Raw genomic sequence first — 23,816 nt, 5'->3', positions numbered from 1 at the left:
CCCACGACCCGGATCCACCCCGCAGCCATCAACAAACGCCGACCCCACGACCCGGATCCACCCCGCAGCCATCAACAAACGCCGACCCCACGACCCGGATCCACCCCGCAGCCATCAACAAACGCCGACCCCACGACCCGGATCGGCCCTGCGGCCGTCAGCAAATGCCGTATCCGCGACCCAGCCCGCCCGCGCCGCCAACAGACACCGACCCCACGGACCCGGTTCCGCCCCGCCGCGGTCAAGCGGCGAGGCGGAACTCCCCCTCGCGTGGCACTCCCCTCCCAGCAGCGCTTCCGCAGAAGCGCTGCCCCGACGGCTCGGCCCCTCGAACGTCACCCCTCCAGCGCCGTTCCCCAACGGACCCGCCTCATTCGGCCGCCCTCGCAGGGTGTTGGCCTCAGCCAGGATCCGCGCCCGGCTCAAGCGGCCATTCCTCCGAGGGCGTGACGCACCAGCATCCGTCCCCTCAAACGGATCTGCTGGAGCAACCGGTCATGCACCACCCGCGAAACGCCGCCCCTCCAACGACGCCCTCACAGACGGCCCCTCACCAACACTGCTCTCGAAACAGGGTTACCGCCCTCGACGGCTGCCCCCGACACAGCCGCCCTCCGGCAATCCTTCACACAGCTCGGCTTCCCGAGCGGCACGACCCCTCAGACGTGCCGCCCGCAAATACCGCGTTCACTCAGAAACGTCAGACCGCGTACGCCGCGGCCTTCCGCGCGAGCACCGCGTTCTTGCGCGCCCGAACGGCCCGGTTGGCCCCGGGCAGCCACTGCACCACGAGCACCGCCAGCAGGCTCAGCACCGCGATCACGTCGAAGGCGTTCAGCAAAGCCGGGTTCAGGTCGATCAGGTCACGCAGGCCGAGACCGATGCCGAAGACCGCGAACACCGTCAGCACCACCCGGGCCCAGTTGTGCGCGGCGAGCACCATCGCGGCCGACACCAGCGTCACCAGGCCGATGACCAGCCAGATCGCCGCGCGGCTGGTGAAAGACGGCATGGCGATTCCGGTCAGGTCGTCGACCGTGAGCAGGCCGCGCGAGGCCAGATCGTGGCCTTCGCTCTGCGGGTATTCCTGCACTGCGGGCCGGATCAGGCCCTCGCCCTGCACCAGCACCATCGCACCCCACAGCAGCCCGCTGAGCGCGCCGAGCAACCCCAGCCCCCCGCCGATGGTCAGGGTGCGGGAGCGTCGCGCGCCGGTGGAACTGTACGAACTCACTTCTGTCGAACTCCTTGGATCAGCATATCGAATCAAGCGTCACGGAGTTTCCCGCCGACCGCTTGCGCCGTCCACTGGTTCGGCGATATTATCTTCAGATTTTTTTAACTGGCCGCGAGATCAGGAACGCCGGGTTAGGCTCGCGGGCGTCCGCGAAGAGAATGAGAAGGCGAGTCCTGCCCGATGTCCGCACCCAGCCCGTTCCGGTCGCCGTCGTTCAACGTGCTCAGCAGGCTCCTGCGGTCGTCACCTGCACTGCTCGACACGACGTTCGACCAGTTGCGCACGCTGATCACGGTCGCGGAAACCGGAACCGCCCTCGCCGCGGCCCGTACGCTCGGCCGCGACCAATCCAGTGTGCAAAAACAACTCGACACTCTCAACCGCAATTTCTCGGAATTGTGCGGCGAACCATTGTTGCACCGCCAAGGGCGCGGTCGTGACGTCCTTTTTACCGACACCGGGCGCGCCGTCGCACAGCAAGCTCGCCGCACTCTCACCGAATGGCTGGACACCATTCACGAATGCCGGCGCGAACTCGGCGGAACGCTCACCGTCGGCGCGACTCGCTACACCCTCGGCAGCCTCGCGCACGCCGGCGATCTCGTGGCCGAGCAGTTCCGTGCCCGCGACATCGAGCTCAACGTGGTGCACGTGCGCACCAAAGACCTCATCGACCGGCTGCTGGCCAAGGACGTGGACCTGGTGTGCGGCAGCGTCGTCACGACCAGCGCGCTCGACTCGGTCGACGTGCTCGAATGGCGGCGCAGCGGACTCGGCATCGTGACCAATATGGACACTCCGAAGCCCGGGGAGTCCGTCGCCACCAGCCAATTGCCGACGCTTCCGCTCGTCGTGCCCAGCGGCGGCGTGATCAACGACTTTATGCGCGGCTGGTTCGGCTCCGACTACCGCAACCGGCTCGACATCGTAGCCGAGATCGACTCCGCGCAATACGGATTCGAACTGCTCCGTTCGGGTCTCATCCGCGGCTGCATGCTCGTCACCCAAGGACTCGGCGAGGCCGCGGGAGAAAACCGCCTGCACGCCGCCTCCGGATTGCGCACAATCGGCCTCGTCGACGACATCGAGCCGAAACTCGAACTGCTCGTCGGTGTGTTCGCCCGGCGCGGCGAACGATCCTCGTACCCGGACAGCCATCCGCTCAACCTGCTCTGGAACGCACTGCAGCAAGCAGGAGAGGCGTCCTGGCTCGAAGACGACCGCTGAACCGCACCGAAGCGCCGACCAGGCCCGAACCGCCGAGCCACACCGAGGAGCTGATCGGCACCGAACCACCGAGCCGCACCACACCGCGAGCAACGCCGAGCCCGAACCAGCTCCGAACCGCCTAGCCGCACCACACGCCGAACACCGCCGAGTCCGAATCAGCCTCGAACCGCTGTGCCGCACCACTCCGCGAACACCGCCGATCCCGGATCAACAGCGCACCGGGCAGCAGCACACCGGATCAGCAACGCCCTGAGCCAGCACCGAAGCAGGATCAGCCCGGGCCACAGCAACCGCCCTCAGCCGACCTCCTCGATCTCCACCCGGTCCGGATAAAACGCGACGTGCCCCTTGATCGGAGCCACCGCGTCGTACGGGTCCTCGTACACCCACACCGCGTTCTCGCCGTCCGGCACCGCGGCGAGGCTGTAGTAGGAAGCGTCGCCCTTGTACGGGCAGTGCGTGCGGTGCTCGGTGGGCGACAGCATCGCCAGGTCGACGTCCTCCAGCGGGATGTACTGCACCGGCGGATAGCTGGCCTCGCGCAGCACCTGCGCGCGGGTGGTGTCGGCGATGGTCTTCTCGCCTGCCTTGACCACCACCCGCGCGGGGTTGGGCTCAACGGTGATCGGGTGGTCCGGCCCCGGGATCAGCTTGTCGGGCATGGTTCTCCTCCTCCGCGCAACGGAAGCGGTGCGCACTCCCAACACTAGGCCGGACCACCGACAAAATCAGGCGTCGGCGAGGTCAGACGCCCGCGACCTGCGAGATCCAGCTGCGGTACCGCGTGATGTTGGTGTACGCGGTGCTGCTCTGCCGGTCGCTGGTCGACGCGACGCCGACCTGGCGTCCGGACGCGAACATCGGGCCGCCCGAGTCGCCGCCTGCGGTGATGCCGTCGCCGTAGGTCGCGCACACCGCGACGCCGCCTTCGTAGTCGCTGCACGACGGCGTCGTGACGCGCACGTTGGCCACCTTCAGGTACCGCGACTGGCAGTTGATCTCCGAACCGCATCGGCTCGTCGCGCCCCAGCCGTACACCTGCACCGTCTGCCCGGCGCGGACGTCGGTCGAGGTGCCCAGCGGCGAGTACGTCGCGTTCACCGAGCTGGACAGCCGGACGATGGCCAGGTCAGCCGCGCCCGGGTAGCGCGTGATCGCGGCACCGGTCGCCATCGTGCCGCCGCTGCTCTGGTCGAGGCTGCCGATACGGAAGGTGTAGGTCCCGCTGGAGGCGACGCAGTGCTTCGCGGTGAGGATGTACTGCGGCGCGATGATCGTGGCCGTGCAGTTCTGCTGCCCGTTCACGAACAGCCGCGCGGCCCACGGGGCGTTGGAGGCGTAACCGCCGCCGATGATCGCCGGGGTCGAGGTCGGCCCGCTCGAAGCGGCGGCCTGACCGGCGAATCCGGCTAGGCCAAGCGCGGTAGCGAGCACGAGCAAACAGGTGCGCAAACGCATGGTCTCTCGTTTCTGCGGCTTCGTCGCCGCGGTTCCGGTGGGGACGGGCCCTCGATCATCAAGCCCGCGCCCACGAACCAGAACCGGCGAAAGTAGCCGGGGACCACCTGTTCTTCTGCCGCCACCGCCGCTACGGACAGTTCCGCGTACTGTTCCTCGACCAGCGGCTCAAGCGACCCTGGTCCGGCGCAGCCAGTACAGGCCGATCACCGGAAGCACCAGCGGGATGAACAGGTACCCCTGTCCGTACACCGACCAGACCGTGGCGTCCGGGAACGCCTGCCGGTCGAAAATGCTCAGGGTGCCGACGGTCAGCACGCCCAGCAGCTCGACCGTGCACGCGGCGAGCGCGATCCGCCACCACGTCCGGCCGCCGCGGGCGAGCGCGATCGTGGCCAGGATGTAGACCAGCGCGGCGAAGGCCGACAGCACGTACGCCAGCGGCGCCTCGTGGAATTTCGTGCCGATCTGCACGCCCGCCCGCGACGTCGCGGCGAGCGCGAAGATGGCGTACACCGCGACCAGGATCCGGCCGGGGCCGGTGGCCGTCTTACGCGCTTGCTCCACTCCACACCTCGTTCAGTCGCAGCACCATCACCGGAATGGCCAGGCAGGCGATGCCGAGCACGACCGTGCTCGACCGGCTCTGCTCGGCGAGCGCCCACGCCGCGCCGACCGGCAGCACGACGAGGCAGCCGATCAGATAGGCCAGATAGGTCGCGAGGCTGCCCGGGTGGTGCCCGCCGACGAGCAGCACGATCCCGATCACGAGCTGGGCTACCAGCAGCGCCTCGATCACCGCGAGCGCGACGAGCAGCGGGGTGTCCGGGAGCTTCTTGCGCGCCGCCTGGACGAAACTCCACAGCGCGACGAGCGCGGCGCATCCAGCGACCGCTATCGCGAACCCGACGATCACCCGTTCCTCCTTCTGCCCGCCGGCCTCAACGTACCCGCCTCGCTTGCCGACCCGGACGGGCGAGGGGCCGACGGCGTGGCCGGGGCCACGTTCACCGGAACGGGTCGCTGGCATTCCGTCAATTCCCGAATGCCACGGAAATCCCGCTCGACCGGGCGACGGTAACTCACTCTCGGTTCGCCGGTGCCGGATTTATCCTCGCCCCGCCCGGGTCCGCCGAACGCTGAAATGGCGGATTGGCGCGACGCCGAAGCTGTGCGGGAATGGTTTCCGTCGCCGGAGAACCGGAGAAGCGCACACGCGGAAGGATCCACTTTTATGAACGTCCGGCACGAGGCATTCTGCCTCGCCGATCCGTGGTTCTTCGACCGCCGACGGGAAATATCCGCCGACGACCTGGTCGCGCCACCTTACGGTCCACAGTGGACAGAAGAGGAGCGCGACCATTGGCGCTACCTCCATCCATTCGACACTATATTGCCGGAACAAGGCTGGGCCGTAGAGATTTCCGCTGCCCCCGGCAACGCCGACCGAGTACTGGACCGCGTTCGCGAGTACTGCCGGAGCGCCCGGCTGCACCACCGGCACCTGCGTTCCCGTTCGATTTTCCTCGATCGCAATGCCGAATATCCGACCACCGGCGGAACCGGTGCGCTGGCCACTATTTATCCTCCGGACAATAGCGCGCTCGAGCGGATCCTCGACGATCTTTCCGAACTTCTCACCGGCGAGCCCGGACCGGATATCGACGGCGCGCTCCGCTGCGGAGAATGCCCGATTCACGTGCGTTACGGCGGATTCACGCCACTGTGGACCGAGCACGGCGGCGCCCGCGTACCCGCGCTGCGCAGGCCGAGCAGCGCTCTCGAACCCGCGCCGCCAGGCCCGGACTTCTCGGTGCCGAACTGGGTCCGGATTCCCGACTGCGTCGCGGAGTACACCGATGCGCCGCTGCCGCCGCACCGGGTCGCCGAGGTACTCCGCCAAGCCCACGGCACCGCCGTCTACCTGGCCGAACGCGGTGGCGAGCAGGTGCTCGTCGAAGAAGCCTGGCCCTACACCGGACTGGACAGCGACGGCGTCGACGCGGTCGCGCGACTGGAGCGCAAACACGACCTCCTCAAGCGGCTCGCCGGAATCCCCGGCATCCCGAAGACCCACGCCTACCTCGCCGGACAGCGGCACTACCTGGTGCGGGAGTACCGGCAGGGCCTGCCGCTGGACGTCTGGCTCACCCGGCATTACCCGCTCACCCGCCGCGACTGCCCCGAAGCCGACCTCGCCGCCTACCGCAAACAGGCGCTGTCCGTGCTGGCGCAAGTCGACCGGATCGTCTCCGAAGCCGCCGAACGCGGCGTCGTGCTCGAAAACCCGCACAACATCCTGGTCGACAGCTCCGGCACGGTGTCGCTGACCGGCTTCGACCGCGACGAGACCGCACTGCGGCTGCGCCTCTTCCTGCCGCTGGCCCCGCTTTACCACCTGGTTCCGGAACGCCTCCGCTGGGCCGCGGAGCTCACCGAACGCCGGTTCTCGCTGCCCGCCGGATACGCCGACAGCATCGCGCCGCACACCGAACCCGCGCACACCGAACTCGACGAACCACGTCCCGATTGGGCCCTGGTGCGCAAGCAGATCGCCGAAGCCCTGCTCGCCTGCGCGACCCCGGAGCGCGAGGATCGGCTGTTCCCCGGCGACATCGAGCAGTTCCGCGTCGGCGGCGCGACCTTCGGCACCGGAGCGGCGGGCGTGCTGCACTCGCTGCACGTCGCGGGCGTCGGCCGCTTCCCCGAGCACGAGCAGTGGCTGCTCGACGCGATCGAGGGGGAACAGCCCAGCCGCGCGGGTTTCTACGACGGCAGCCACGGAATCGCTTACGTGCTGGAGGAGTTCGGCTACCGGAAGGCCGCCGCCAATCTCCTCGCCGCCTCGCGCGCGCTGGTGGACCAGACCGTCGGCCACGATCTCGCGAGCGGGCTGGCCGGCATCGGCCTGACCCAGCTGCACTTCGCGGCGACCCGCGGCGACAACGAATTCGGCAGGCAGGCGCTGAACATCGGCATCCGGCTCGCCGAGGCATTGGACACCGCGGAACCGCCGGGAGCGACCGCGCAGGCCGGGCTGTTGTACGGCTGGTCCGGCCCGGCGCTGCTGTTCCTGCGGCTCTACGAACGCACCGGCGAACCGGCCTGGCTGTCGTTCGCCGACCAGGCGCTGGAACGCGATCTGGAGGAATGCGTCCCGGCGCTGGACGGCTCACTGCCGGTCCGCGACGGCAACCGCGGTTCGCGGCGCGGGGCGGGCATCGGCAGCGCCGGAATCCTGATCGTCACCGAACAGCTGGCGCGATACCGCTTCGACGCGAAGGCCGCCCGCAGCCTGCCCGCGCTGCGCGTCGCGTGCCGCGGGGAGTTCGCGCTCCATCCCGGCCTGCTGAACGGACGCTGCGGGCTTGCCGCCGGACTGGCCTTCAGCAGCACGCCGGACCGGCGCACGCAGGACGCGATCGACCGGCACCTGACGCGGCTTTCCTGGTACGCGGTCCCGTTCCGCGGCGGCCTTGCCTTCCCCGGCACTCGCCTGCTACGACTGTCCGCTGACGTCGCCACCGGCGGCGCCGGAGTCCTGCGCACCCTCGCCGCGCTTCAGGACGGCATCGAACTGCTCCCGTTCCTCGGCCCGACGCCGCGGATCAGCCATTAGTCCACTGTGGACAGTTACTGTCGACAAGTCAATTCGCCGACAGTTCCACCACGCGGAACCTTGACTGAGTGTCCGGACACTTTTTGAATCACTCATTCAGCCCAGCCCGTTGGTCCGAAATCCGCAGCCAGGGCCAGGGCCTCGGAAAACGCCGGGGAAACCCGCCGCTACGTTCGGTAACCGCCGTCAAGACGGCGTCCGGCTGCTCGTTCAGCGGCACCACGAGGCCCCCGTTCGTGATAGAAACCGGGGCTGTTCCGTTCGGTGGGCCTACGAAGGGTGTATCCGAGATTTCCGTGACGAGTACCACTCGCACCCACTGGCGTGTCCGCTTCCCCGGCCGTGTCCGCACTCTCGCCGAGGGTGACCCAGGAGTTCGTGAATCATCGTGGAGAACAAGGACGATCCCGGCAAGGCGTACGACAAGTCGATCCGGAAGAGGCTGACCCGGACGGTCCTGATCCCGAGCATCACCCTGCTCGTGCTGTGGGCGGTGCTGGCGACGGCCTTCTTCATCAACGGCTTGTACGTGCGGCTCGTCGCGGGCTCGGTGCGTGACGTTTCGATCCCCGCGCTCACCGCGCTGTCGTCGCTGCAGCAGGAACGCCAGCTCGCCCTGCAGTACCTCGACAGCCCCAGCTCCGGCCCGCAGCAACTGCAGCAACAAGAGCAGGACAGCGACGGCAAGCTGAAGGGCCTGCAAGAAGCCTTCGCCGCCACCATTTCCAGCGCGCCGGACGAGATCGCCACCAAGGTCACCGCGCTGAAGGCGCAGCTCGACCAGCTGCCGGTGCTGCGTTCGCAGGTCAACTTCCGCAGCATCAACCGCGCACAGGTGAACGCTTACTACAACGGCGTTCTCGACTCCGCGGCGACGCTGTTCGACACCCAGGCACGCATCGTCCCCGACGCGACCGCGGTGCAGGGCGCGATCTCGGCGACCTCGCTGTTCCGCGCGGGCGACCTGATGTCGCGCGAGACGTCGCTGGTGTCGGCCGCTTTCTCCGGCAACACCTTCGCGCCGGACGACTTCGTCCAGTTCTCCCAGCTGGTCGGCTACTACCGCACACAGCTGGCGCAGATCTCGCCGTTCCTCGAACCGGCCGTGCGCCAGCACTACCAGCAGCTTTCGACGAGCGACGCGTGGAAACGGCTCAACGCGGCCGAAGACTCGCTGATCAAGCACGGTCCGTGGACCAGCGGCGACCAGAACAACGTCCCGGTCTCGTCGGGCGACTGGCACGCGCTGACCGCACAGGTCGCCCAAGGTCTGAACCAGCTCACCATCGAACAGGCCGACCAGGTTTCCGCCGCCGCGATCGACTCCGGGAACGCGCAGCTGCGCAACGCGATCATCGGCAGCATCGTGGCCCTGCTCGCCTCGCTGGCCGCGATCATCGTCGCGGTCCGGGTGTCGCGCTCGCTGGTCGACCGGACCCTGATGACGCGCCTGGAGCGGCTGCGCAACGACTCGCTCGACCTGGCGCGCAACCGGCTCCCGAACATCGTCGGCAGGCTCAAGAGCGGCGATCCGGTCGACATCGAGGCCGAACTGCCGAAGCTGGACCACGGCCGGGACGAGATCGGCCAGGTGGCCGAGGCGTTCAACACCGCGCAGCTGACCGCGGTCAACGCGGCGGCGAGCGAGGCGAAAGCGCGCAGCGGTGTGCACAACGTGTTCCTCGGCATCGCCCACCGCAACCAGGTGCTGGTGCACCGGCAGCTGCAGATCTTGGACGAAATGGAAAGCCGCGAAGAGAACTCGACCCAGCTGGCTTCGCTGTTCCAGCTCGACCACCTCGCCGCACGCGCCCGGCGGACCACCGAGAACCTGATCATCCTCGGCGGCAAGCAGCCCGGCCGGCGCTGGCGCAAACCGGTTTCGCTGATGGAGGTGCTGCGCGCGGCCGTCTCGGAAACCGAGCAGTACTCGCGGGTGCAGGTCGAGCAGGTGCCGGACGTCGCGATCGTCGGCACCGCGGTCGCCGACACCATTCACCTCGTCGCCGAGCTGGTCGACAACGCGACGTCGTTCTCCCCGCCCGGTTCGCAGGTCGAGGTGACCAGCCGGATGGTCGCGCGCGGCGTCGTGGTCGACGTGTCCGACCAGGGGCTCGGCATGAAGGAAGGCGTGCGCGAGTGGGCTAACGCGATGATGGCCGACGCGCCGGAATTCGACGCGATGGCATTGCGCGCGGACTCCAGCCTCGGCCTGTTCGTGGTCGCGCGGCTGGCTTCGCGGCTGGGCATCACGGTCACCTTCGACCCGTCGCGGTACGGCGGCACCCGGGCGACCGTGCTGATCCCGTCGAACCACCTGGCCGACGCGAACGCGCCCGAACCCGCGGACGAGGCCCCGGCGCTCGCCCAGGTCGGCGCGCCCGCGCAGGAAAGCGCGGCCGCACCGCGACCGGCTCCGGAAGCACCGCAGCCGACGCCGCGGCCGTATCCCGCTCGTCCGCTTCCGACGCCGAGTCCGCGGGCCGCGGAGCCGTATCCCCCGTCCGCGGGCCAGATCCCGGACGTCCCGGCCGCGCCGCGCGCCGCGGAGCCCGACCTCAGCAGGCTGCAGGGCGACGACCGGCCCCGGCTCCCGCGCAGGCAGCCGCAGCAGAACCTCGTCGCCCAGCTGCACGACGATCCGGACGCCGCCGCCGAGGCGGACGTGACCAACGCGGGCGAGACCACCGCGCGGACGCTGATGGCGTTCCACAAGGGCACCCGCCGGGCGCGAGGCGGGCAAAATGACTCATAACGACCGAACACCTCACCACACCGAAAGTCAGGGTCTGTCCGCATGAACGAGTACGGGAATTCCACCCCTGATCTCAACTGGCTGCTCGACGACGTCGTCAACCGCGTCGTCGGCGCGCAGAACGCCATCGTGCTGTCCGCCGACGGCCTGCTGCTCGGCAAGTCGTCCGGGATGAGCAAGGACGACTCGGACCAGCTCTCGGCCATCGCGTCGAGCCTGCAGAGCCTCGCCAAAGGGGTGAGCAGGCAGTTCAACCGCGGGCCGGTGCTGCAGAACATGATCGAGATGGAACGCGGGTACCTCTTCGTCTCGGCCGCGGGGCAGGGCGCGTGCCTCGCCGTGCTCGCCGGTGCGGACATCGATGTCGAAATGATCGCGTACGAGATGAACCGGCTGGTCAAGCGCGTCGGCGACTACCTGGCGTCGGCGCCGCGCGAGGCCGCGAACCTGCTGCGGGAGGCGACATGAGCGACGACGGCTGGTACGACGAGGCCGCCGGACCCCTGGTCCGGCCGTACACGATCACCAGCGGACGGACCCCGTCCGAACACCAGCTCGACCTTTCCACCCAGGTGATGACCCTGCAGCAGGGATCGGACCCGGTCGGGCTCGGCCCGGAGCACCTGGCGATCACGCAACTGTGCCGCAGACCCTTGTCGGTGGCCGAGATCGCGGTGTACGTGAAGCTGCCGCTCGGCGTCGTGCGCGTGCTGTGCGGGGATCTGATCGACCGCGGTCTCGTCATCACCCGCGCCCCGTCCCGTCAGCCGGCCCAGGTGCCGGACCACGAAACACTCCAGGCGGTTCTCGATGGCCTCATCAAGCTCTGAAGACGCCGCGGCGTCGGTGCCGACCCCGGTCAAGATCATCGTCGCGGGCGGGTTCGGCGCCGGGAAGACCACCATGGTCGCCTCGGTCAGCGAAATCCCGCCGCTGTCCACCGAGGAGGTGCTCACCGAGGCGAGCACCGGCGTCGACGACCTTTCCGGCGTGGAGCACAAGAAGACCACCACGGTCGCGCTCGACTTCGGCCGCATCACCATCTCGCCGCGGCACGTGCTGTACCTGTTCGGCACCCCTGGCCAGGAACGGTTCTGGTTCATGTGGGACGACCTGGCGCGCGGTGCGATCGGCACCGTGGTGCTGGTCGACACTCGCAGGCTCGAGACCAGCTTCGCGGCGGTCGATTTCTTCGAGCGGCGGAAGATCCCGTTCATCGTGGCGGTGAACTGCTTCGACAACGCGCCGCGCTACACCGCCGACGAGATCCGCGAGGCGCTCGTGGTGCCCGACGGCGTGCCGATCGTGATGTGCGACGCGCGGCAGCGGGATTCGAGCAAGATCGCGCTGATCCGGCTGGTGAAGCACGCGATGACGGTGGTTCCGCAACCCGCCTGAGCCGGGTTTCCAGACCAGCGAGGGGGTTCCCGGCGCGGGGAGCCCCCTCGTTCGCTTTGCGCTGTCCTTGATGGACCCTCAGTGGACGGGTGCCATCCGGAGATTGAAGTGCCGCAGGATCTTCGGCGCTTCCACGATCCGGTAGCCGGGCACCCGCTCCGGGTTTTTCGCGATGTCGCCGAGGATTTCGGCCACGTAGTCGTAGTGCCCCTGGCTGTACACCCGCCGCGGCAGCGCCATCCGGACCAGTTCGAACGGGGCCGGGGTGATCAGCTCGTTCTGCTCGTCGAGCGTGCCGAGGTAGAGCGAACCAAGTTCCACGCAACGGATTCCGCCCGCCAGGTACAGCTCGCAGGCCAGCGAGTGGCCAGGGAACCGCGAGGCGGACAGATGCGGCAGCAGGCGGCCGGCGTTGAGGTAGAGCGCGTGGATGCCCGGCGGCTGCACGATGTCCACCCCGGCCTCGTTGGCCTGCTTCGCGAGCCGGGCCGCCTCGCCGGCGCGTGCGGCGAGGTAATGCGGGTCGACGACTTCCTGAAGCCCCTTGGCGACGCGGTCGAGGTCGTGTGCCGCGAGCCCGCCGTACGTGCGGAAGCCCTCGGTGGCGATCAGGTTGGTTTCGCAGGTCTGGGCGAGTTCCGGGTCGGTCAGGCCGATGAACGCGCCCATCGGCGAGATGCCGTCCTTCTTCAGGCTCGCGACACATCCGTCGACCAGGCCGAAAGCCTCTCGGGCGACCTCGCGCGGCGTCTTGTCCGCGTAGCCCGGCTCGCGCTGAATGACCAGCCACGCGTTCTCCGCGAACCGTGCGGCGTCAAGGAAAACCGGCACCCCGTGCGTACGCGCGAGCTTCGCCGCCGCGGCCAGATTCGCCATCGAGACCGGCTGTCCGCCGCCGCCGTTGTTGGTGATGGTGAGCAGCACCTGGCCGACGCGGGGGCCCTCCGGGCCGGTGAGCAGGCGTTCGAGGGCGTCGAGGTCGATGTTGCCCTTGAACGGTTCGAGGCTGTCGAGGTCGCCGAACTCCGCGCAGGGCAGGTCGATCGCCTCGGCGCCGAGCAGTTCGACGTTCGCGCGGGTGGTGTCGAAATGCGTGTTGCTGACCGAGATCCGGCCGCTTTCCAGCACGCTGGAGAACAGCACGCGCTCGGCCGCGCGGCCCTGGTGCACCGGCAGGAGGTGCGGGTAGCCGGTGAGCTCGCGCAGCGCGTCGCGGAAGCGGTAGAACGAGTCCGACCCGGCGTACGAGCGGTCCGCGGCGGCCGCGGCGGCCTCCTGCGCGGTAGAGACCGCGCCGGTGCCGGAGTCGGTGAGCAGGTCGATGCTGACCTTGTTCGCCGGCAGGTTGAACGCGTTGTAGCCCGCCGCGGCGAGTGCTTGTTCCCGCTCGGCACGCGTAGTGACCGGAATTTCGGCGACGACTTGGGAGCGGTACGGCGGGAAGGTCCGCATCAGGGTTTTTCCTCCAGTTGTGGGTGACAGCCGAAAACTACCGCGTCAGGTCATCCGGCCGAGCACCGGCCGTTTTCTCGGCGGTGCTACCGCATACGCTTCGGAGGACAGGTAGACCGTGATTCCGGAACCGAACTCGCCCATTCTCAGCGATACGTGCGCGATCAGTCCGACGCCGTCGCGCAGCGGCCTTTCCGAAACCGCTGCCAGCGCTTTGTCCAGTTGTGTCGGGTCGAAGTCGTACTGCGCGAGAATGGCGTGCACGCGGGCGCGGGCCACCTCGTCGTCGGGCACGTAACTCCGAATAGGAAGATAAAGACTGTAGTTTCCCGGAGTGCCGCCCATGCCCTCGACAAATGAATAACTGGAAACCAGCGGGCGACCTTCGAACGGACCTTTTCCGCCGCCGAGCACGGCGAGGAACTCCCGGATCAGCATCGGGTCCGTGCCCGGCACCAGCTCCGCCGCGCGCACCGCGTCCTCGGCCTCGGCGGCACCGTGCGAGACGTAGACCTTGACCCGGGACAGCGGGTCGTCGTCGAGGTCGAGCGCGAAGAAGGTGAAGTTGTCGCGCTCGCCGCGGCGCAGCGCGTGCTCGACCACCGGGTCGAACGCCTCGCCGAGATTCAGTCGCCGGAACCCTTCGCTGACCAGGGAATCGGCCATGGTCGGCCCACTGATCTGCGGATTCAGGTACACCTTGATCTTCGGCGCGGAACCGTTGCGGAAGATCAACGAGTACCACAGCGTGAACGGCCCGCGGCGCTCCTCGTGCGGGAGGAAGAGGTCGGCGACCGCGTCGAGCCGGTCGGTGACCAGGCCGTACTCGCCGGCCACCTGAGCGAGGAACCCGCGCGGGTCCGGGGCCCCGACGGTCTCGCCGAGAACCCGTACCACACATTCGCCATTGGCGTCGAATGCGACCGAGAATTCAACGGGCGTAGTGTCGTCCGCCACATTGCACGGGAACTGCGCCGGAGCGTCGACGGTCATTTCCCCGGACTCGCCGAGCAACAACCGGAGAAGATCCAGGTGACGGCGTTCTTCGGGATCAAATCCCACTGCCCGGCACAGCCGGTCGAGTTGACCACCGGCGTGGCTGTACATCGACAACTCGACCATCGGCACACTCGCTCCGACCATGGCGCTGTATTCACCGTTTCATTCGTGCGTTCGGCCCCGCGAAGCATCCGCTGTTCGGCGGAGCGGGCGTTCACGGGCCGCCGAGAAGATTAATCCCCGGAATGCCGATCACGATACCTCTGACGGAGCGACAACACCGTCCGGAAACCGTGCCTGAGTGTGCTGATCAACACCGGAATTCACCTGAATTCCGCATCGACAGGAACGGATTCTGCAGCTACCCGCCCCTGCCATGTGGTCTAGCCCACTGCTGCGCGCGGCCGGTGTCCCGTGCACCCGATGCCGTGCCTCGGCGCCGAAAATTGTCGGTGGCGGGTGAGACGCTCGTCTCATGAGCCAGATCCCGAAGCATCTGTCCAAGGTCGCCGAGAGCGACCGCCCGCCGATTCCCCGCGTCGCCGACGAACGCGAGACCCTGCTCGCTTACCTGGAGTGGCACCGGGAAACCCTCGCGCTGAAGTGTGCGGGGTTGAGCCAGGAAGCCGCGTCGACACGCGCGGTGCCACCGTCCACAATGTCGCTCCACGGCCTGGTCAGGCACCTGGCGAGCGTCGAACGATGGTGGTTCCGCATCCAGTTCGCCGGCGAGGACGTCCCGCTGCTGCACTACTCGGACGACGACCCGGACCAGGACTTCGACCGCCTGGACGGGGATTTCGGCGAGGCACTGGCTTTGTGGCGCGCGGAGTGCGACCGGAGCCGGGAGATCGTCGCGGCAGCGGCTTCGCTGGACGCGCAGGGGGTTGGGAAGACCACGGGAGAGCCGTTCTCGCTGCGGTGGATGCTGCTGTCGATGATCGCGGAGTATGCCCGGCACAACGGGCATGCGGATTTGCTGCGGGAGGTGACGGACGGGGCTACTGGACGGTGAGGGTGCTGCTTGGTGTTTCGGCCGCGGGCTTGAACGGAGGGTGATGCGGTGGCTAGTGGTGACTGGCGGCGGCTGCGTCCGGTGAGGAGTGAGGCGATGGCATGGGCTGGGCTCGAGTACTGAGTGGCGATCTGGCTAGATGAAGGCTTGCTCGCGGGAGATCGGCGACCGTTCCGATCGTGCATTTGCTGACAGCTTTGGCTGAGTCGTGCTTGCGGCATCCGGCTGCCCGAGCGCCGCCAGTTGCGGCTGGGTCGCGCCGTTCGCATCTGGCCGTTCGCACATCACCAGCTGCGGCTGGGGCGCGCCGCCGTCGCCCAGCCGTTCGCGCAGCCAGCTGCGGACGAGTCGCGCTGCCTGCATCCAGCCGCCTGTGCACTGCGGGCAGTCAGCAGCATCGGCATCGGAGCTGGCCAGCGAAGCTCGCGCCCCGGTCAACCCACCGTCACCGGGTTGCGAGCGGTCGCGGCCGTCCGAAAAGCACCCGCCGTGCGATGCTGGACGACATGACCGCCGATCCTGACTCCGGCCTGCTCTCCCCGGTGCGCGCCGGAACCCCGGCCGAAGCGGTGACCGGTGACCGGGCGTTCGCCGCCGCCATGCTGAACGCGGAGGCCGCACTCGCACGCGCGCAGGCTCGGCTCGGCACCGTCCCGTCCGAGGCAGCCGAGCGCATCACCGCGGCCGCTCGGGTGTTGGGCGAGGGAGAACTCGACGTCGTCCAGCTGGCCCGCGACGCGCGCGCGACCGGGAACCCGGTGGTCAGCCTCGTAGGCACGCTGTCGGCCAAGGTTCCGGACGTCGCCGATTACGTGCATCGTGGCTCGACGAGTCAGGACATCGTCGACACAGCCTTGATGTCCGTCGCGCGTGACGCTCTGCGGCTGATCACCGCGGACCTGACTGCGATCGCGGACACCCTCGCCGAGTTGGCGCGCGCCCATCGCGACACGGTCATGCCCGGACGCACCCTTACCGCACACGCGGTTCCGACGACGTTCGGTCTGAAGGCGGCGATCTGGCGGCAAGGCGTCCAGGAATCCGCCCGCCGGATCGCGAAGCTGCGGCTGCCGGTGTCGCTCGGCGGTGCGGCGGGGACGTTGGCGGCGTATGTCCAGTACGGCAACGGCACCTCCGACTACGCGGAACGGTTAGTCGCCGCCTTCGCCGAGGAAACCGGGTTGAGCGCGCCGATTCTGCCCTGGCACGCGGATCGCACTCCGGTGGCCGAACTGGCTTCCGCGTTGGCTGGGGCGACGACGGCGGTGGGCAAAATCGCGGTCGACGTTCAAGTCCTCGCCCGCACCGAAATCGGTGAAGCGACCGAGGCGACCGGCGGCGGGTCCTCGGCAATGCCACACAAGCAAAACCCGGTGCAGTCGGCGTTGATCCGGTCCGCGGCGCTGCAAGTACCGGTGCTGGCAGCAGGAGTCACCCAGTCCGGTTTGGCGGAGGACGAGCGTTCGGCTGGGGTCTGGCAGGCCGAGTGGCAGTTGCTGCGCGAATGTCTGCGACTGGCCGGCGGAGCGACGCATACCGCCGTGGATTTAGTGCGGGGGCTGGACATTCACGCGAACCGGATGCAGGAGAATCTCACCCTGACCAACGGGTTGATCGTCTCGGAACGGCTGTCGGCAGCGCTAGCGCCCGAGGTGGGCAAGGCGACCGCGAAAGACTTGCTGGGTACCGCCTCCCGGCGCGCCATCGAGGAAAACCGGCCGCTGTCGGAAATTCTGGCGGATACACCGGAGATCACCAGCGTCGTCGACTCCGCAACCCTCGCCGGTCTCCTTGACCCGGCGCAGTACGTCGGGGCGGCGCGGCGGTTGGTGGACCGGGCGCTCGAAGAATCCGCAGAATGAGCGGGATCGCCGCCGGGCAAAGGGTAGCCCCGGCAGTGCGATCCCGCTCTGCGGTCACTCCACTGTGGACTAGTGGGCCAAGCCATGCCCGCCGGTCTCGGGCCGACGGGGCTGGGCAGCCGGGTCGACCTCGACAGGTTCCTCGTCCTCCGGAAGCAGAACCCCGTGCCGCGCCGGGAGAACCGCGGTCAGCAGACCCAGGACGGCGATGCCGAGGTGCAGCCAGTTGTCCGCGTCGGCGAGGTTGAGCGGGTTGCCGAGCCCGGACACCGGATTGACCGAGATCGTCCCGGACAGCATCAGGCCCCAGACGAACAGCGCGCCGTAGCCGATGAAGAGCAGCCAGCCGAACGTCCGGGCGCGGCCGGAACCCAGTGCGAGCAGCAGGCCGATCACACCGGTCACCACGTGGACGACGTTGTTCAGCGGATTGGCGGAGAACCGCCACAAAGTGACACCGTGTCCGGTGAAATCCCCGAACCCGGACTTCACGAGCCCGATGATGCCGTAGGCGAGAAACAGGACTCCGAGCAGAACGGCCAGCACCTGGGCGGGCTGCAGCCCCTCCACCCGAACGCGGGCTCGATGCGCACGAACCATGACTCCAGTCCTTCCCGTACCGAGATGACGGTGGGTCAACCCTGAAGGAATACCCCCGCCCAAACCGGGCCGAAACCCGAATCCGGCCGTCCCGGACGCGCCCGCCGGGCAAGATCGAGGCTGCTGGGACTGCTGAGCAAGAAGGTGGCCCAGTGGGGCACCGGCTCAGACGAGTGCGGTGACCAGCAGAGCGAAAGCAGCGATGATCACCGCGACCCGCGCGTAGTGGTAGCGGTCCCACCGGCCCATCTGCTCCTTCCAGTCCGCGGGCCGGTTCTCCGGCGTCCACGTCTTGCCGCGGTTGTTGATCGGGACAAGCAGCAGGATCGACATCACCACGCTCACCACCAGCAGTCCGGCCCCGAGCACGATCAGACTGGCGCCCGGACGGCCCCACGCGGCGATCGCCCAGATCGTGCTCAAGACGAGCGAACCGATGTACCAGAACGGCATGAGGGCGCCGAGCATCCGGCCGCCGTGGGAGCGGCCTTGCTGATTGCTGTCGTCCGGAAGCCCGTTGAGGATCGCGTTGATGACGAAGGCGACGGAAAACTCGACCCCCACCATCACGCCGACAACCACGATGGTGCAGACCGCGAGTGCGCTGAGCATGATGACCTTCCCGAAATCTAGCGTTGCTAGCTGATGAGGCGATGCTAGTACTACTGCCGCTCGGTTGTCTAGCAGTGCTAGACTCGCCTCATGTCGGTACACACACGCAAACAGCGCGAACAGGCGGAACGCGAACGCCTCATCGTCGCGACGGCCCGTGAACTCGCCGAACAGCAGGGCTGGGACGCGGTCACCACCCGCAGGCTCGCCGAGCGCATCGAGTACAGCCAGCCCGTTTTGTACAGCCACTTCCGCGGCAAACGCGAGATCATCGGCGCTGTCGCTCTCCAAGGAGCCACCGAACTGGCGGCTGCGATACGGGCCGCGACCCTCGATGTGGACGGTCCGCGCCCCCGGGTCACCGCCCTCGCCCGCGCGTACCTCGACTTCGCCGAGCACCACCCGGCGGTCTACGACGCCATTTTCCAGCTCGACGGCGGCCTCGCGTTCGCGCAGGACGACACCCCGGAACCGTTGAAAGACGCCTTCGCCGCACTGCTGGAGACCCTCGGCGAGGTCGCCGGGGACGGCGTCGCACCGGGTCTGTTCACCGAGTTGTTCTGGGCATCCCTGCACGGGATCGCGACGCTGACCCGAGCGGGACGGCAGCCGCGGGAATTCGCCGAGCAGCGCATCGGCCTGCTGGTGGAACGCCTCGTCGTGGTCTGATCCACCGCTGCTTGCCCGCAGCCCGGCCAGGCGTCACGCGTACTGGCCGGTACCGAGACCCATCCCACAAAACCGCCCCATTCGGCGAACCCTGCGCACCCGATCGGGGAAGTCGGGGCATGCGCAGGGCGAACGCGTTCCTTTTGCTTGGCCTCGTTCTCGGTGCGGTCATCGCGTTTCTGGCCACCGAGGCCGAGCCGTACCGGCAGGTGGTCACCGCCGCCGGGCCGACGGACGGTCCGGGCGTCCTCCCCCCGGCGACCGACTCGAGCCCACCCGGCCCCACCCCGAAACTGAGCACCGGCGGCGCCGCGCCCCAGCAAGGGCCCGAACTCAGCGCCGAACTCCCCGCGCTCGTCCCGCAAGGGCACGTCAGCGTGGTCGTCTTCGACCGCGCCAAAGGGACGACCCCGGTCTCCCTCGACCCGCATCGGCACTACACCTCCGCGTCCCTCGTGAAGCTGCTCATCGCCCTCGACGCCCTCGATCGGGACAGCAATCCGGGAACCGTGCAGGAAATGCTGTCCCGCAGCGACGACGACACCGCCAGCAAACTGTGGGTCGAGGGCGGCGAAACGAAGATCGTCCGAGACGCGGTCACCGAAATGGGCCTCGCCGAAACCAGGCCGCCCGACAATCCGGGACGCTGGGGTGACACGAAAATCACCGCCGCCGACATCACGCGCGTCTACCGCTACCTGATGGACCAGGCACCTGCCCGGCACCGCACGACGATTCTCACCGCGCTCGGCCGCGCCACCGAAAACGGCGCGGACGGATTCCGCCAGTACTTCGGCATCCCGGACGCTCTCGGCGACGTTCGCTGGGCGGTCAAACAAGGCTGGTCCTGCTGCAACCCCGGGCGCATCCTGCACACCTCGGGCCTGGTCAAGGACAACCGGTACATCGTCACGGTCCTCACCGAGAACCCCCGCTCGGTCAGCTACGACGACGCCGAAGCTCAGGTCACCGAGGTGGTCAGGCACCTTCCCGGGATCCGCTGAGTGTCACTGCTCCACCGCGGTCAGCCCGCCCCGCGCGCCCGTGCTCGGCAACGGCCACGGCTTCACGCCGCCGGTCACGTCCGCCCGCTGCCCCGGAGCCGACGGGCCTGGGATCCGCTGCCCGATCCACGTCAGCACGTCCGGCAGTTGTGCCTTGAACGTGTTCATGTTGTGCCCCGCGTCCGGAATCCGCCACGTCGTGAACTGCACCGGAGCCTGCGCGGCGGCCCGCATTTGGTCGACCGCGCGGCTTTCGTTCTGTTCCTTCTCCCCGGAGATCGCGAGGAGTTCCAGCGGGGCCGGGTGCTGCCGGAGGGTGATCTTGACGTTGTTCGCGTCCTCGATGTCCTTGCGGCCGCGGAAAAGGTTTTCGGTTTCGCCGTCCACTTGCGCCTTTTCGTAGCCGCTCACGCTCGCCGCCTGCGCGTACCACTGCGGATGCCGCGTCACGAGGTTCAGCGCGCAATAGCCGCCGGACGACCAGCCCGCGATCGTCCACGCCCTGCGGTCCGGATTGAGCCCGAGGCGCTGGATTCCCCATTCCCGGACGTCCGCGGACAGATAGGTGTCGTTGGGGCTTCCGTTGACCTCGTCGACGCATTCGGTGTCGTGACCGATTTTCGGCGTTCCGGTCGGGTCCGGGATCAGCACGATCACCGGCGGCAGGAGGTGCTTCGAGATCGCCGCGTCAAGCTGTTCGGGCAGGTGGTACCCGATCGGGGCGGTGGTGACCTCGGGGCCGGACGGGTAGTTCGGGATCCAGACGATCGCCGGGAACCGCATCGACTTGTACTGGTGCTGGAAGTATTGCGGCGGAAGGTAAACCGTCACGTCGCGAGTCAGGCCGGTGCGCCGTCCGGTCACCGTCACGTGCGCGATGGTCCCCTTGCCGACCCGCGCGTGTGCCACGCCGAGGTCGCGCGCCTTGGCGAGGTCGACGCCGTTGTCGCCGCCTTCGACATCGATGCCCTCGGCGGCGAACGCGCCGGTCCCGAGGAGCGAGCCGAGCGTCGGGAAGAATCCGCCGATCATATTGCCGGTCAGTCCGAGAGTGACGATTACGAGACACAGCGCGACAAGCACCGTGACACTGCGGCCCATTTGCTTGCGCTTGCGCCATTTGTCCCAGAACCACGGGACCGACACGACCGCGAGGAGCGCGAGCACGCCGATCACCGCGAGCATGACGGGCGAATCCAACCTGATTGCACTCAGGTGCACGGGAAACCTCCAGGACCGATCGCGCGCCCGGAAGGCGGGACCCGCTGCTCTAGATACGTTTGAGGGGCCATCCTCGTTGTGATCACGTGACGTCGATCACGCCGGAATGGCCCCGGCAAACTCAGCGGAATCTCAGGATTGCCCGTTAGTCCCTGATTACTTGCCGAATGCGCCGCGCAACACCGTGATCGCTTGGGTGATCGCCGCTTCCGCCGCGTGCGTTTCACGAAGCGCGTTCACCATCACGAAGTCGTGGATCACCCCCTGGTACCGAACCGCCGTCACCGGCACGCCCGCCTGACGCAGCTTCGCGGCGTACGCCTCGCCTTCGTCGCGAAGCACGTCCGCCTCGCCGGTGATCACGAGCGCCGGCGGCAGCCCGGCGAGCTGCTCCACAGTGGCGCGAAGCGGCGAAGCAGTGATCTCGGCACGCTGCGCTTCGTCGGTCGTGTACTGGTCCCAGAACCACTTCATGCCTTCGCGGCTAAGGAAGTAGCCGTCGGCGAACTTGGCGTAGGACTCGGTGTCGAACGAAGCGTCGGTGACCGGGTAGAACAGCACCTGCTGCAGGAACTGCACGTCACCGCGCTCCTTTGCCATGAGCGTCAGCGCCGCGGTCATGTTTCCGCCGACGGAGTCGCCCGCGATCGCGATTCGCGTGGTGTCGAGCCCCTTCTCGGCGCCATGCTGGACGATCCACTTCACGGCGGCGTAGTTCTCTTCGATCGCGACGGGATAGCGAACCTCGGGCGAACGGCTGTATTCCGGAAAGACGACTGCCGCGCCGGTTCCGGCGGCGAGTTCGCGGACGAGCCGCTCATGGGTGTGGAAATCGCCGAAGACCCAGCCGGCGCCGTGGATGTAGACGAGCACCGGCAGCGACCCGGTGACACCCTGCGGCTTCACGATCCGGACCTCGACGTCGCCGTTCGGTCCACCCGGGACGGTCAGCGTCTCGATGTCGGCGGGGGCGAGTTCGACGTCGCCGTCCTGGACGCCGTCGACCGCCTTGCGGCCCTCGGCGGGCGGGAGCTGGAAAAGATACGGAGGCTGATCGGTGGCCTCGGCGAACGCCTGGGCGGCCGGCTCGAGGACGAGGTTCTGCGGGTTCGCGGTCATGGCTTCCTCCGGTAGCGGATCGGTCGGACCAGACAAACATAGCTCGCAACTCAGTTGTACACAACTTAATGTTGCTCAATGAGATCTAGAGCACTTGAGTTGCCCTTCCCGCTCAGCCGAGAGAGGATGGGGAGCTGGCAGAAGAAACTCGCGGGAGGCCACCGATGACCAGCCCAGACACCGGAGAAACCGGCTCGCTGCTCCTGGACGACCAGCTGTGCTTCGGCCTGTACTCGGCTTCCCGGGCGGTCACCGCGCTCTACCGCGCGCTGCTCGAACCGCTCGACCTCACGTATCCGCAGTACCTGGTGATGCTCGCGCTGTGGCAGCAGGACGAACAGCAGGTCAAGGAACTCGGCTCGGCGCTGAACCTCGACTCCGGCACGCTGTCGCCGCTGCTCAAGCGGCTGGAGAAGGCCGGGCTGATCAAGCGCGAACGCCAATCCGACGACGAACGTTCGGTCCGCATCCGGCTGACCGACGAGGGAACCGCGTTGCGCGCCAAGGCGGAACGGATCCCGCCGCACGTCGGAGCGGCGATGAACCTGGACAACGCCGAACTGGGCCGGATGCGCGCCGCGATGGATCAGCTGACCGCGTCGGTCAACGCCTACCGGGAGTCCTACCGGCCGAGCTGAGCAGGACGCCATGGTTAGCATGAGCGCCAGGGCGAGCGGGAGGACGGCGATGAGCACACAGGACGAAGCACTGCGCGCGGTGGAAGCCAGTCTGGACCGGCCGTCGGCGGCCCGCGTCTACGACTACTTCATCGGCGGCACCACCAACTACGCGATCGACCGGATCTTCGCCGAGAAGGTACGCGAACGGCTGCCGCTGATCGGCGAGTACTGCCGCACCAGCAGGCAGTTCCTCGGCCGCGCGGTGCGCCAGAGCGTGCGCGAGGGCATCCGGCAGTTCGTCGACATCGGCTCCGGCCTGCCCACCGCGGGCAACGTGCACGAGGTCGCCGACGACGAACGCCCGGAACACGACACTTCCGTGCTGTACCTGGACAACGAGCCGGTGGCGCTCGCGCATTCGCAGGTGCTGCTCGCCGACACCGCGGACGAGGACCGACACCAGGCGATGGCCGCCGATCTCCTGCAGCCCGGCGAATTGTGGGACCGGGTCGCCGAATCGCACGTGATCGACGTCCGCGAGCCGGTGGCGCTGATCGTCAACGCGGTGCTGCACTTCATCAAGGACGAACAGGACCCGGACGGCATCCTCGAGTTCTACCGCAAACAGCTCGCGCCGGGTTCGCTGCTCATCCTTTCCCAGATGACCAACGAAAACCCGGTGGACGACAACGAACGCCAGGCGCTAGTCGACATCATCAAGTACTACGAGTCGACCACGAACCCGGGCATCCTGCGCACGAAGGCGGAGTTCGAACGGTTCTTCGGCGGCTGGCCGTTGCTCGAACCGGGCCTGGTGTACGCGCCGGCGTGGCATCCGGACGCCGACACGGTGTTCGCGAAGGCACCGTCGGAGTCGCGGGTGATCGGCGGCGTGGCCCGCAAACCGCAGGCCTGACAGGGTTTTCCCACCCGGCCTCCACCTCCG

The 23,816-nt window shown here is 68.1% G+C and carries 24 protein-coding genes; 12 read left to right on the top strand and 12 right to left on the bottom strand.

Annotated elements, in window-relative coordinates; genetic code table 11:
• Positions 1-700: 700 nt before the first annotated feature.
• Positions 701-1,234 (bottom strand): hypothetical protein, encoded by a 534-nt coding sequence (locus H4281_RS27525; RefSeq protein WP_182893804.1) that lies wholly within the window; start codon positions 1,232-1,234, stop codon positions 701-703.
• A 183-nt stretch (positions 1,235-1,417) separates the two neighbouring features.
• Between H4281_RS27525 and H4281_RS27520 the strand changes: the two genes are divergently transcribed.
• Positions 1,418-2,464, top strand: coding sequence for a LysR family transcriptional regulator (locus H4281_RS27520; RefSeq protein ID WP_182893803.1), 1,047 nt, complete (start codon positions 1,418-1,420; stop codon positions 2,462-2,464).
• Between the two features lie 299 nt (positions 2,465-2,763).
• Here the strand turns inward: H4281_RS27520 and H4281_RS27515 are convergent, their stop codons facing one another.
• The 4 genes from H4281_RS27515 to H4281_RS27500 form a co-directional block, all read right to left on the bottom strand.
• A complete protein-coding gene (locus H4281_RS27515) occupies positions 2,764-3,129 on the bottom strand; it encodes a DUF427 domain-containing protein (RefSeq protein ID WP_182893802.1) in 366 nt (121 codons plus the stop codon).
• 82 nt (positions 3,130-3,211) lie between these two features.
• Positions 3,212-3,925, bottom strand: a complete 714-nt coding sequence (locus H4281_RS27510; protein ID WP_182893801.1) for a S1 family peptidase — start codon at positions 3,923-3,925, stop codon at positions 3,212-3,214.
• Between the two features lie 168 nt (positions 3,926-4,093).
• The gene (locus H4281_RS27505) at positions 4,094-4,453 is read right to left on the bottom strand and encodes a hypothetical protein (RefSeq protein WP_304504591.1); all 360 of its coding nucleotides are present in this window, start codon (positions 4,451-4,453) and stop codon (positions 4,094-4,096) included.
• 22 nt (positions 4,454-4,475) lie between these two features.
• Positions 4,476-4,841, bottom strand: a complete 366-nt coding sequence (locus H4281_RS27500; RefSeq protein WP_182893799.1) for a hypothetical protein — start codon at positions 4,839-4,841, stop codon at positions 4,476-4,478.
• Positions 4,842-5,159: 318 nt separating this feature from the next.
• Here H4281_RS27500 and H4281_RS27495 point away from each other — a divergent pair, with 318 nt between their 5' ends.
• From H4281_RS27495 to H4281_RS27475, 5 genes are all read left to right on the top strand, one after another.
• Positions 5,160-7,544 carry a class III lanthionine synthetase LanKC N-terminal domain-containing protein gene (locus H4281_RS27495; RefSeq protein ID WP_182893798.1) on the top strand — a complete coding sequence of 795 codons (2,385 nt, stop codon included), beginning with the start codon at positions 5,160-5,162 and terminating at the stop codon, positions 7,542-7,544.
• Between the two features lie 388 nt (positions 7,545-7,932).
• Positions 7,933-10,299 carry a sensor histidine kinase gene (locus tag H4281_RS27490; protein WP_182893797.1) on the top strand — a complete coding sequence of 789 codons (2,367 nt, stop codon included), beginning with the start codon at positions 7,933-7,935 and terminating at the stop codon, positions 10,297-10,299.
• Positions 10,300-10,341: 42 nt separating this feature from the next.
• The gene (locus H4281_RS27485; protein ID WP_009071597.1) at positions 10,342-10,767 is read left to right on the top strand and encodes a roadblock/LC7 domain-containing protein; all 426 of its coding nucleotides are present in this window, start codon (positions 10,342-10,344) and stop codon (positions 10,765-10,767) included.
• Complete coding sequence (locus H4281_RS27480; protein ID WP_037807351.1) at positions 10,764-11,129, top strand: DUF742 domain-containing protein; 366 nt, start codon at positions 10,764-10,766, stop codon at positions 11,127-11,129. Before H4281_RS27485 ends, H4281_RS27480 begins: the two co-directional genes overlap by 4 nt.
• Positions 11,110-11,697, top strand: a complete 588-nt coding sequence (locus H4281_RS27475) for a GTP-binding protein (RefSeq protein ID WP_051166491.1) — start codon at positions 11,110-11,112, stop codon at positions 11,695-11,697. Before H4281_RS27480 ends, H4281_RS27475 begins: the two co-directional genes overlap by 20 nt.
• 78 nt (positions 11,698-11,775) lie before the next feature.
• On the opposite strand, the gene H4281_RS27470 is transcribed toward H4281_RS27475, so the two are convergent.
• Both H4281_RS27470 and H4281_RS27465 read right to left on the bottom strand, forming a co-directional pair.
• Positions 11,776-13,149 (bottom strand): tryptophanase, encoded by a 1,374-nt coding sequence (locus H4281_RS27470; protein ID WP_182893796.1) that lies wholly within the window; start codon positions 13,147-13,149, stop codon positions 11,776-11,778.
• A gap of 45 nt (positions 13,150-13,194) precedes the next feature.
• Positions 13,195-14,292, bottom strand: a complete 1,098-nt coding sequence (locus H4281_RS27465) for a tryptophan dimethylallyltransferase family protein (protein ID WP_246412349.1) — start codon at positions 14,290-14,292, stop codon at positions 13,195-13,197.
• Between the two features lie 331 nt (positions 14,293-14,623).
• Between H4281_RS27465 and H4281_RS27460 the strand changes: the two genes are divergently transcribed.
• Positions 14,624-15,163 (top strand): DinB family protein, encoded by a 540-nt coding sequence (locus H4281_RS27460; protein ID WP_182893795.1) that lies wholly within the window; start codon positions 14,624-14,626, stop codon positions 15,161-15,163.
• A 135-nt stretch (positions 15,164-15,298) separates the two neighbouring features.
• On the opposite strand, the gene H4281_RS27455 is transcribed toward H4281_RS27460, so the two are convergent.
• Complete coding sequence (locus H4281_RS27455; RefSeq protein ID WP_182893794.1) at positions 15,299-15,526, bottom strand: hypothetical protein; 228 nt, start codon at positions 15,524-15,526, stop codon at positions 15,299-15,301.
• A gap of 143 nt (positions 15,527-15,669) precedes the next feature.
• Here H4281_RS27455 and pcaB point away from each other — a divergent pair, with 143 nt between their 5' ends.
• A complete protein-coding gene (pcaB, locus tag H4281_RS27450; protein ID WP_182893793.1) occupies positions 15,670-17,025 on the top strand; it encodes a 3-carboxy-cis,cis-muconate cycloisomerase in 1,356 nt (451 codons plus the stop codon).
• A 69-nt stretch (positions 17,026-17,094) separates the two neighbouring features.
• Here pcaB and H4281_RS27445 read toward each other — a convergent pair whose 3' ends face one another.
• Both H4281_RS27445 and H4281_RS27440 read right to left on the bottom strand, forming a co-directional pair.
• The gene (locus H4281_RS27445) at positions 17,095-17,625 is read right to left on the bottom strand and encodes a DUF4383 domain-containing protein (RefSeq protein ID WP_182893792.1); all 531 of its coding nucleotides are present in this window, start codon (positions 17,623-17,625) and stop codon (positions 17,095-17,097) included.
• A 165-nt stretch (positions 17,626-17,790) separates the two neighbouring features.
• Positions 17,791-18,237 carry an anthrone oxygenase family protein gene (locus H4281_RS27440; RefSeq protein WP_182893791.1) on the bottom strand — a complete coding sequence of 149 codons (447 nt, stop codon included), beginning with the start codon at positions 18,235-18,237 and terminating at the stop codon, positions 17,791-17,793.
• 90 nt (positions 18,238-18,327) lie between these two features.
• Here H4281_RS27440 and H4281_RS27435 point away from each other — a divergent pair, with 90 nt between their 5' ends.
• Together H4281_RS27435 and H4281_RS27430 are read left to right on the top strand one after the other, a co-directional pair.
• Complete coding sequence (locus H4281_RS27435) at positions 18,328-18,906, top strand: TetR/AcrR family transcriptional regulator (protein WP_182893790.1); 579 nt, start codon at positions 18,328-18,330, stop codon at positions 18,904-18,906.
• A 119-nt stretch (positions 18,907-19,025) separates the two neighbouring features.
• Positions 19,026-19,910: a serine hydrolase gene (locus tag H4281_RS27430; RefSeq protein WP_182893789.1), complete on the top strand. Its 885-nt coding sequence runs from the start codon at positions 19,026-19,028 to the stop codon at positions 19,908-19,910.
• Positions 19,911-19,913: 3 nt separating this feature from the next.
• Here the strand turns inward: H4281_RS27430 and H4281_RS27425 are convergent, their stop codons facing one another.
• Both H4281_RS27425 and H4281_RS27420 read right to left on the bottom strand, forming a co-directional pair.
• Entirely contained in the window at positions 19,914-21,131 is a 1,218-nt protein-coding gene (locus tag H4281_RS27425) for an alpha/beta hydrolase (RefSeq protein ID WP_182893788.1), read from the bottom strand.
• Positions 21,132-21,287: 156 nt separating this feature from the next.
• Positions 21,288-22,250: an alpha/beta hydrolase gene (locus tag H4281_RS27420; protein ID WP_182893787.1), complete on the bottom strand. Its 963-nt coding sequence runs from the start codon at positions 22,248-22,250 to the stop codon at positions 21,288-21,290.
• A 164-nt stretch (positions 22,251-22,414) separates the two neighbouring features.
• Here H4281_RS27420 and H4281_RS27415 point away from each other — a divergent pair, with 164 nt between their 5' ends.
• Both H4281_RS27415 and H4281_RS27410 read left to right on the top strand, forming a co-directional pair.
• Positions 22,415-22,888, top strand: coding sequence for a MarR family winged helix-turn-helix transcriptional regulator (locus tag H4281_RS27415; RefSeq protein WP_182893786.1), 474 nt, complete (start codon positions 22,415-22,417; stop codon positions 22,886-22,888).
• A gap of 49 nt (positions 22,889-22,937) precedes the next feature.
• Positions 22,938-23,786 (top strand): SAM-dependent methyltransferase, encoded by an 849-nt coding sequence (locus H4281_RS27410; protein WP_182893785.1) that lies wholly within the window; start codon positions 22,938-22,940, stop codon positions 23,784-23,786.
• The last annotated feature ends 30 nt before the right edge of the window (positions 23,787-23,816 follow it).

This window comes from Amycolatopsis dendrobii, assembly GCF_014145675.1.
Classification (GTDB): Bacteria; Actinomycetota; Actinomycetes; order Mycobacteriales; family Pseudonocardiaceae; genus Amycolatopsis; species Amycolatopsis dendrobii.
Note: the sequence above shows the minus strand (reverse complement) of the source record. Positions and strands in the feature narration are given on the sequence as shown.

Coding starts and splice junctions, on each gene's coding strand:
- H4281_RS27455 (WP_182893794.1), bottom strand. CDS start 15,526: ATGCAGGCAGCGCGACTCGTCCGCAGCTGGCTGCGCGAACGGCTGGGC.
- H4281_RS27495 (WP_182893798.1), top strand. CDS start 5,160: ATGAACGTCCGGCACGAGGCATTCTGCCTCGCCGATCCGTGGTTCTTC.
- H4281_RS27445 (WP_182893792.1), bottom strand. CDS start 17,625: ATGGTTCGTGCGCATCGAGCCCGCGTTCGGGTGGAGGGGCTGCAGCCC.
- H4281_RS27480 (WP_037807351.1), top strand. CDS start 10,764: ATGAGCGACGACGGCTGGTACGACGAGGCCGCCGGACCCCTGGTCCGG.
- H4281_RS27520 (WP_182893803.1), top strand. CDS start 1,418: ATGTCCGCACCCAGCCCGTTCCGGTCGCCGTCGTTCAACGTGCTCAGC.
- H4281_RS27460 (WP_182893795.1), top strand. CDS start 14,624: ATGAGCCAGATCCCGAAGCATCTGTCCAAGGTCGCCGAGAGCGACCGC.
- H4281_RS27430 (WP_182893789.1), top strand. CDS start 19,026: ATGCGCAGGGCGAACGCGTTCCTTTTGCTTGGCCTCGTTCTCGGTGCG.
- H4281_RS27485 (WP_009071597.1), top strand. CDS start 10,342: ATGAACGAGTACGGGAATTCCACCCCTGATCTCAACTGGCTGCTCGAC.
- H4281_RS27440 (WP_182893791.1), bottom strand. CDS start 18,237: ATGCTCAGCGCACTCGCGGTCTGCACCATCGTGGTTGTCGGCGTGATG.
- H4281_RS27435 (WP_182893790.1), top strand. CDS start 18,328: ATGTCGGTACACACACGCAAACAGCGCGAACAGGCGGAACGCGAACGC.
- H4281_RS27415 (WP_182893786.1), top strand. CDS start 22,415: ATGACCAGCCCAGACACCGGAGAAACCGGCTCGCTGCTCCTGGACGAC.
- H4281_RS27465 (WP_246412349.1), bottom strand. CDS start 14,292: ATGGTCGGAGCGAGTGTGCCGATGGTCGAGTTGTCGATGTACAGCCAC.
- H4281_RS27515 (WP_182893802.1), bottom strand. CDS start 3,129: ATGCCCGACAAGCTGATCCCGGGGCCGGACCACCCGATCACCGTTGAG.
- pcaB (WP_182893793.1), top strand. CDS start 15,670: ATGACCGCCGATCCTGACTCCGGCCTGCTCTCCCCGGTGCGCGCCGGA.
- H4281_RS27475 (WP_051166491.1), top strand. CDS start 11,110: ATGGCCTCATCAAGCTCTGAAGACGCCGCGGCGTCGGTGCCGACCCCG.
- H4281_RS27510 (WP_182893801.1), bottom strand. CDS start 3,925: ATGCGTTTGCGCACCTGTTTGCTCGTGCTCGCTACCGCGCTTGGCCTA.
- H4281_RS27410 (WP_182893785.1), top strand. CDS start 22,938: ATGAGCACACAGGACGAAGCACTGCGCGCGGTGGAAGCCAGTCTGGAC.
- H4281_RS27420 (WP_182893787.1), bottom strand. CDS start 22,250: ATGACCGCGAACCCGCAGAACCTCGTCCTCGAGCCGGCCGCCCAGGCG.
- H4281_RS27470 (WP_182893796.1), bottom strand. CDS start 13,149: ATGCGGACCTTCCCGCCGTACCGCTCCCAAGTCGTCGCCGAAATTCCG.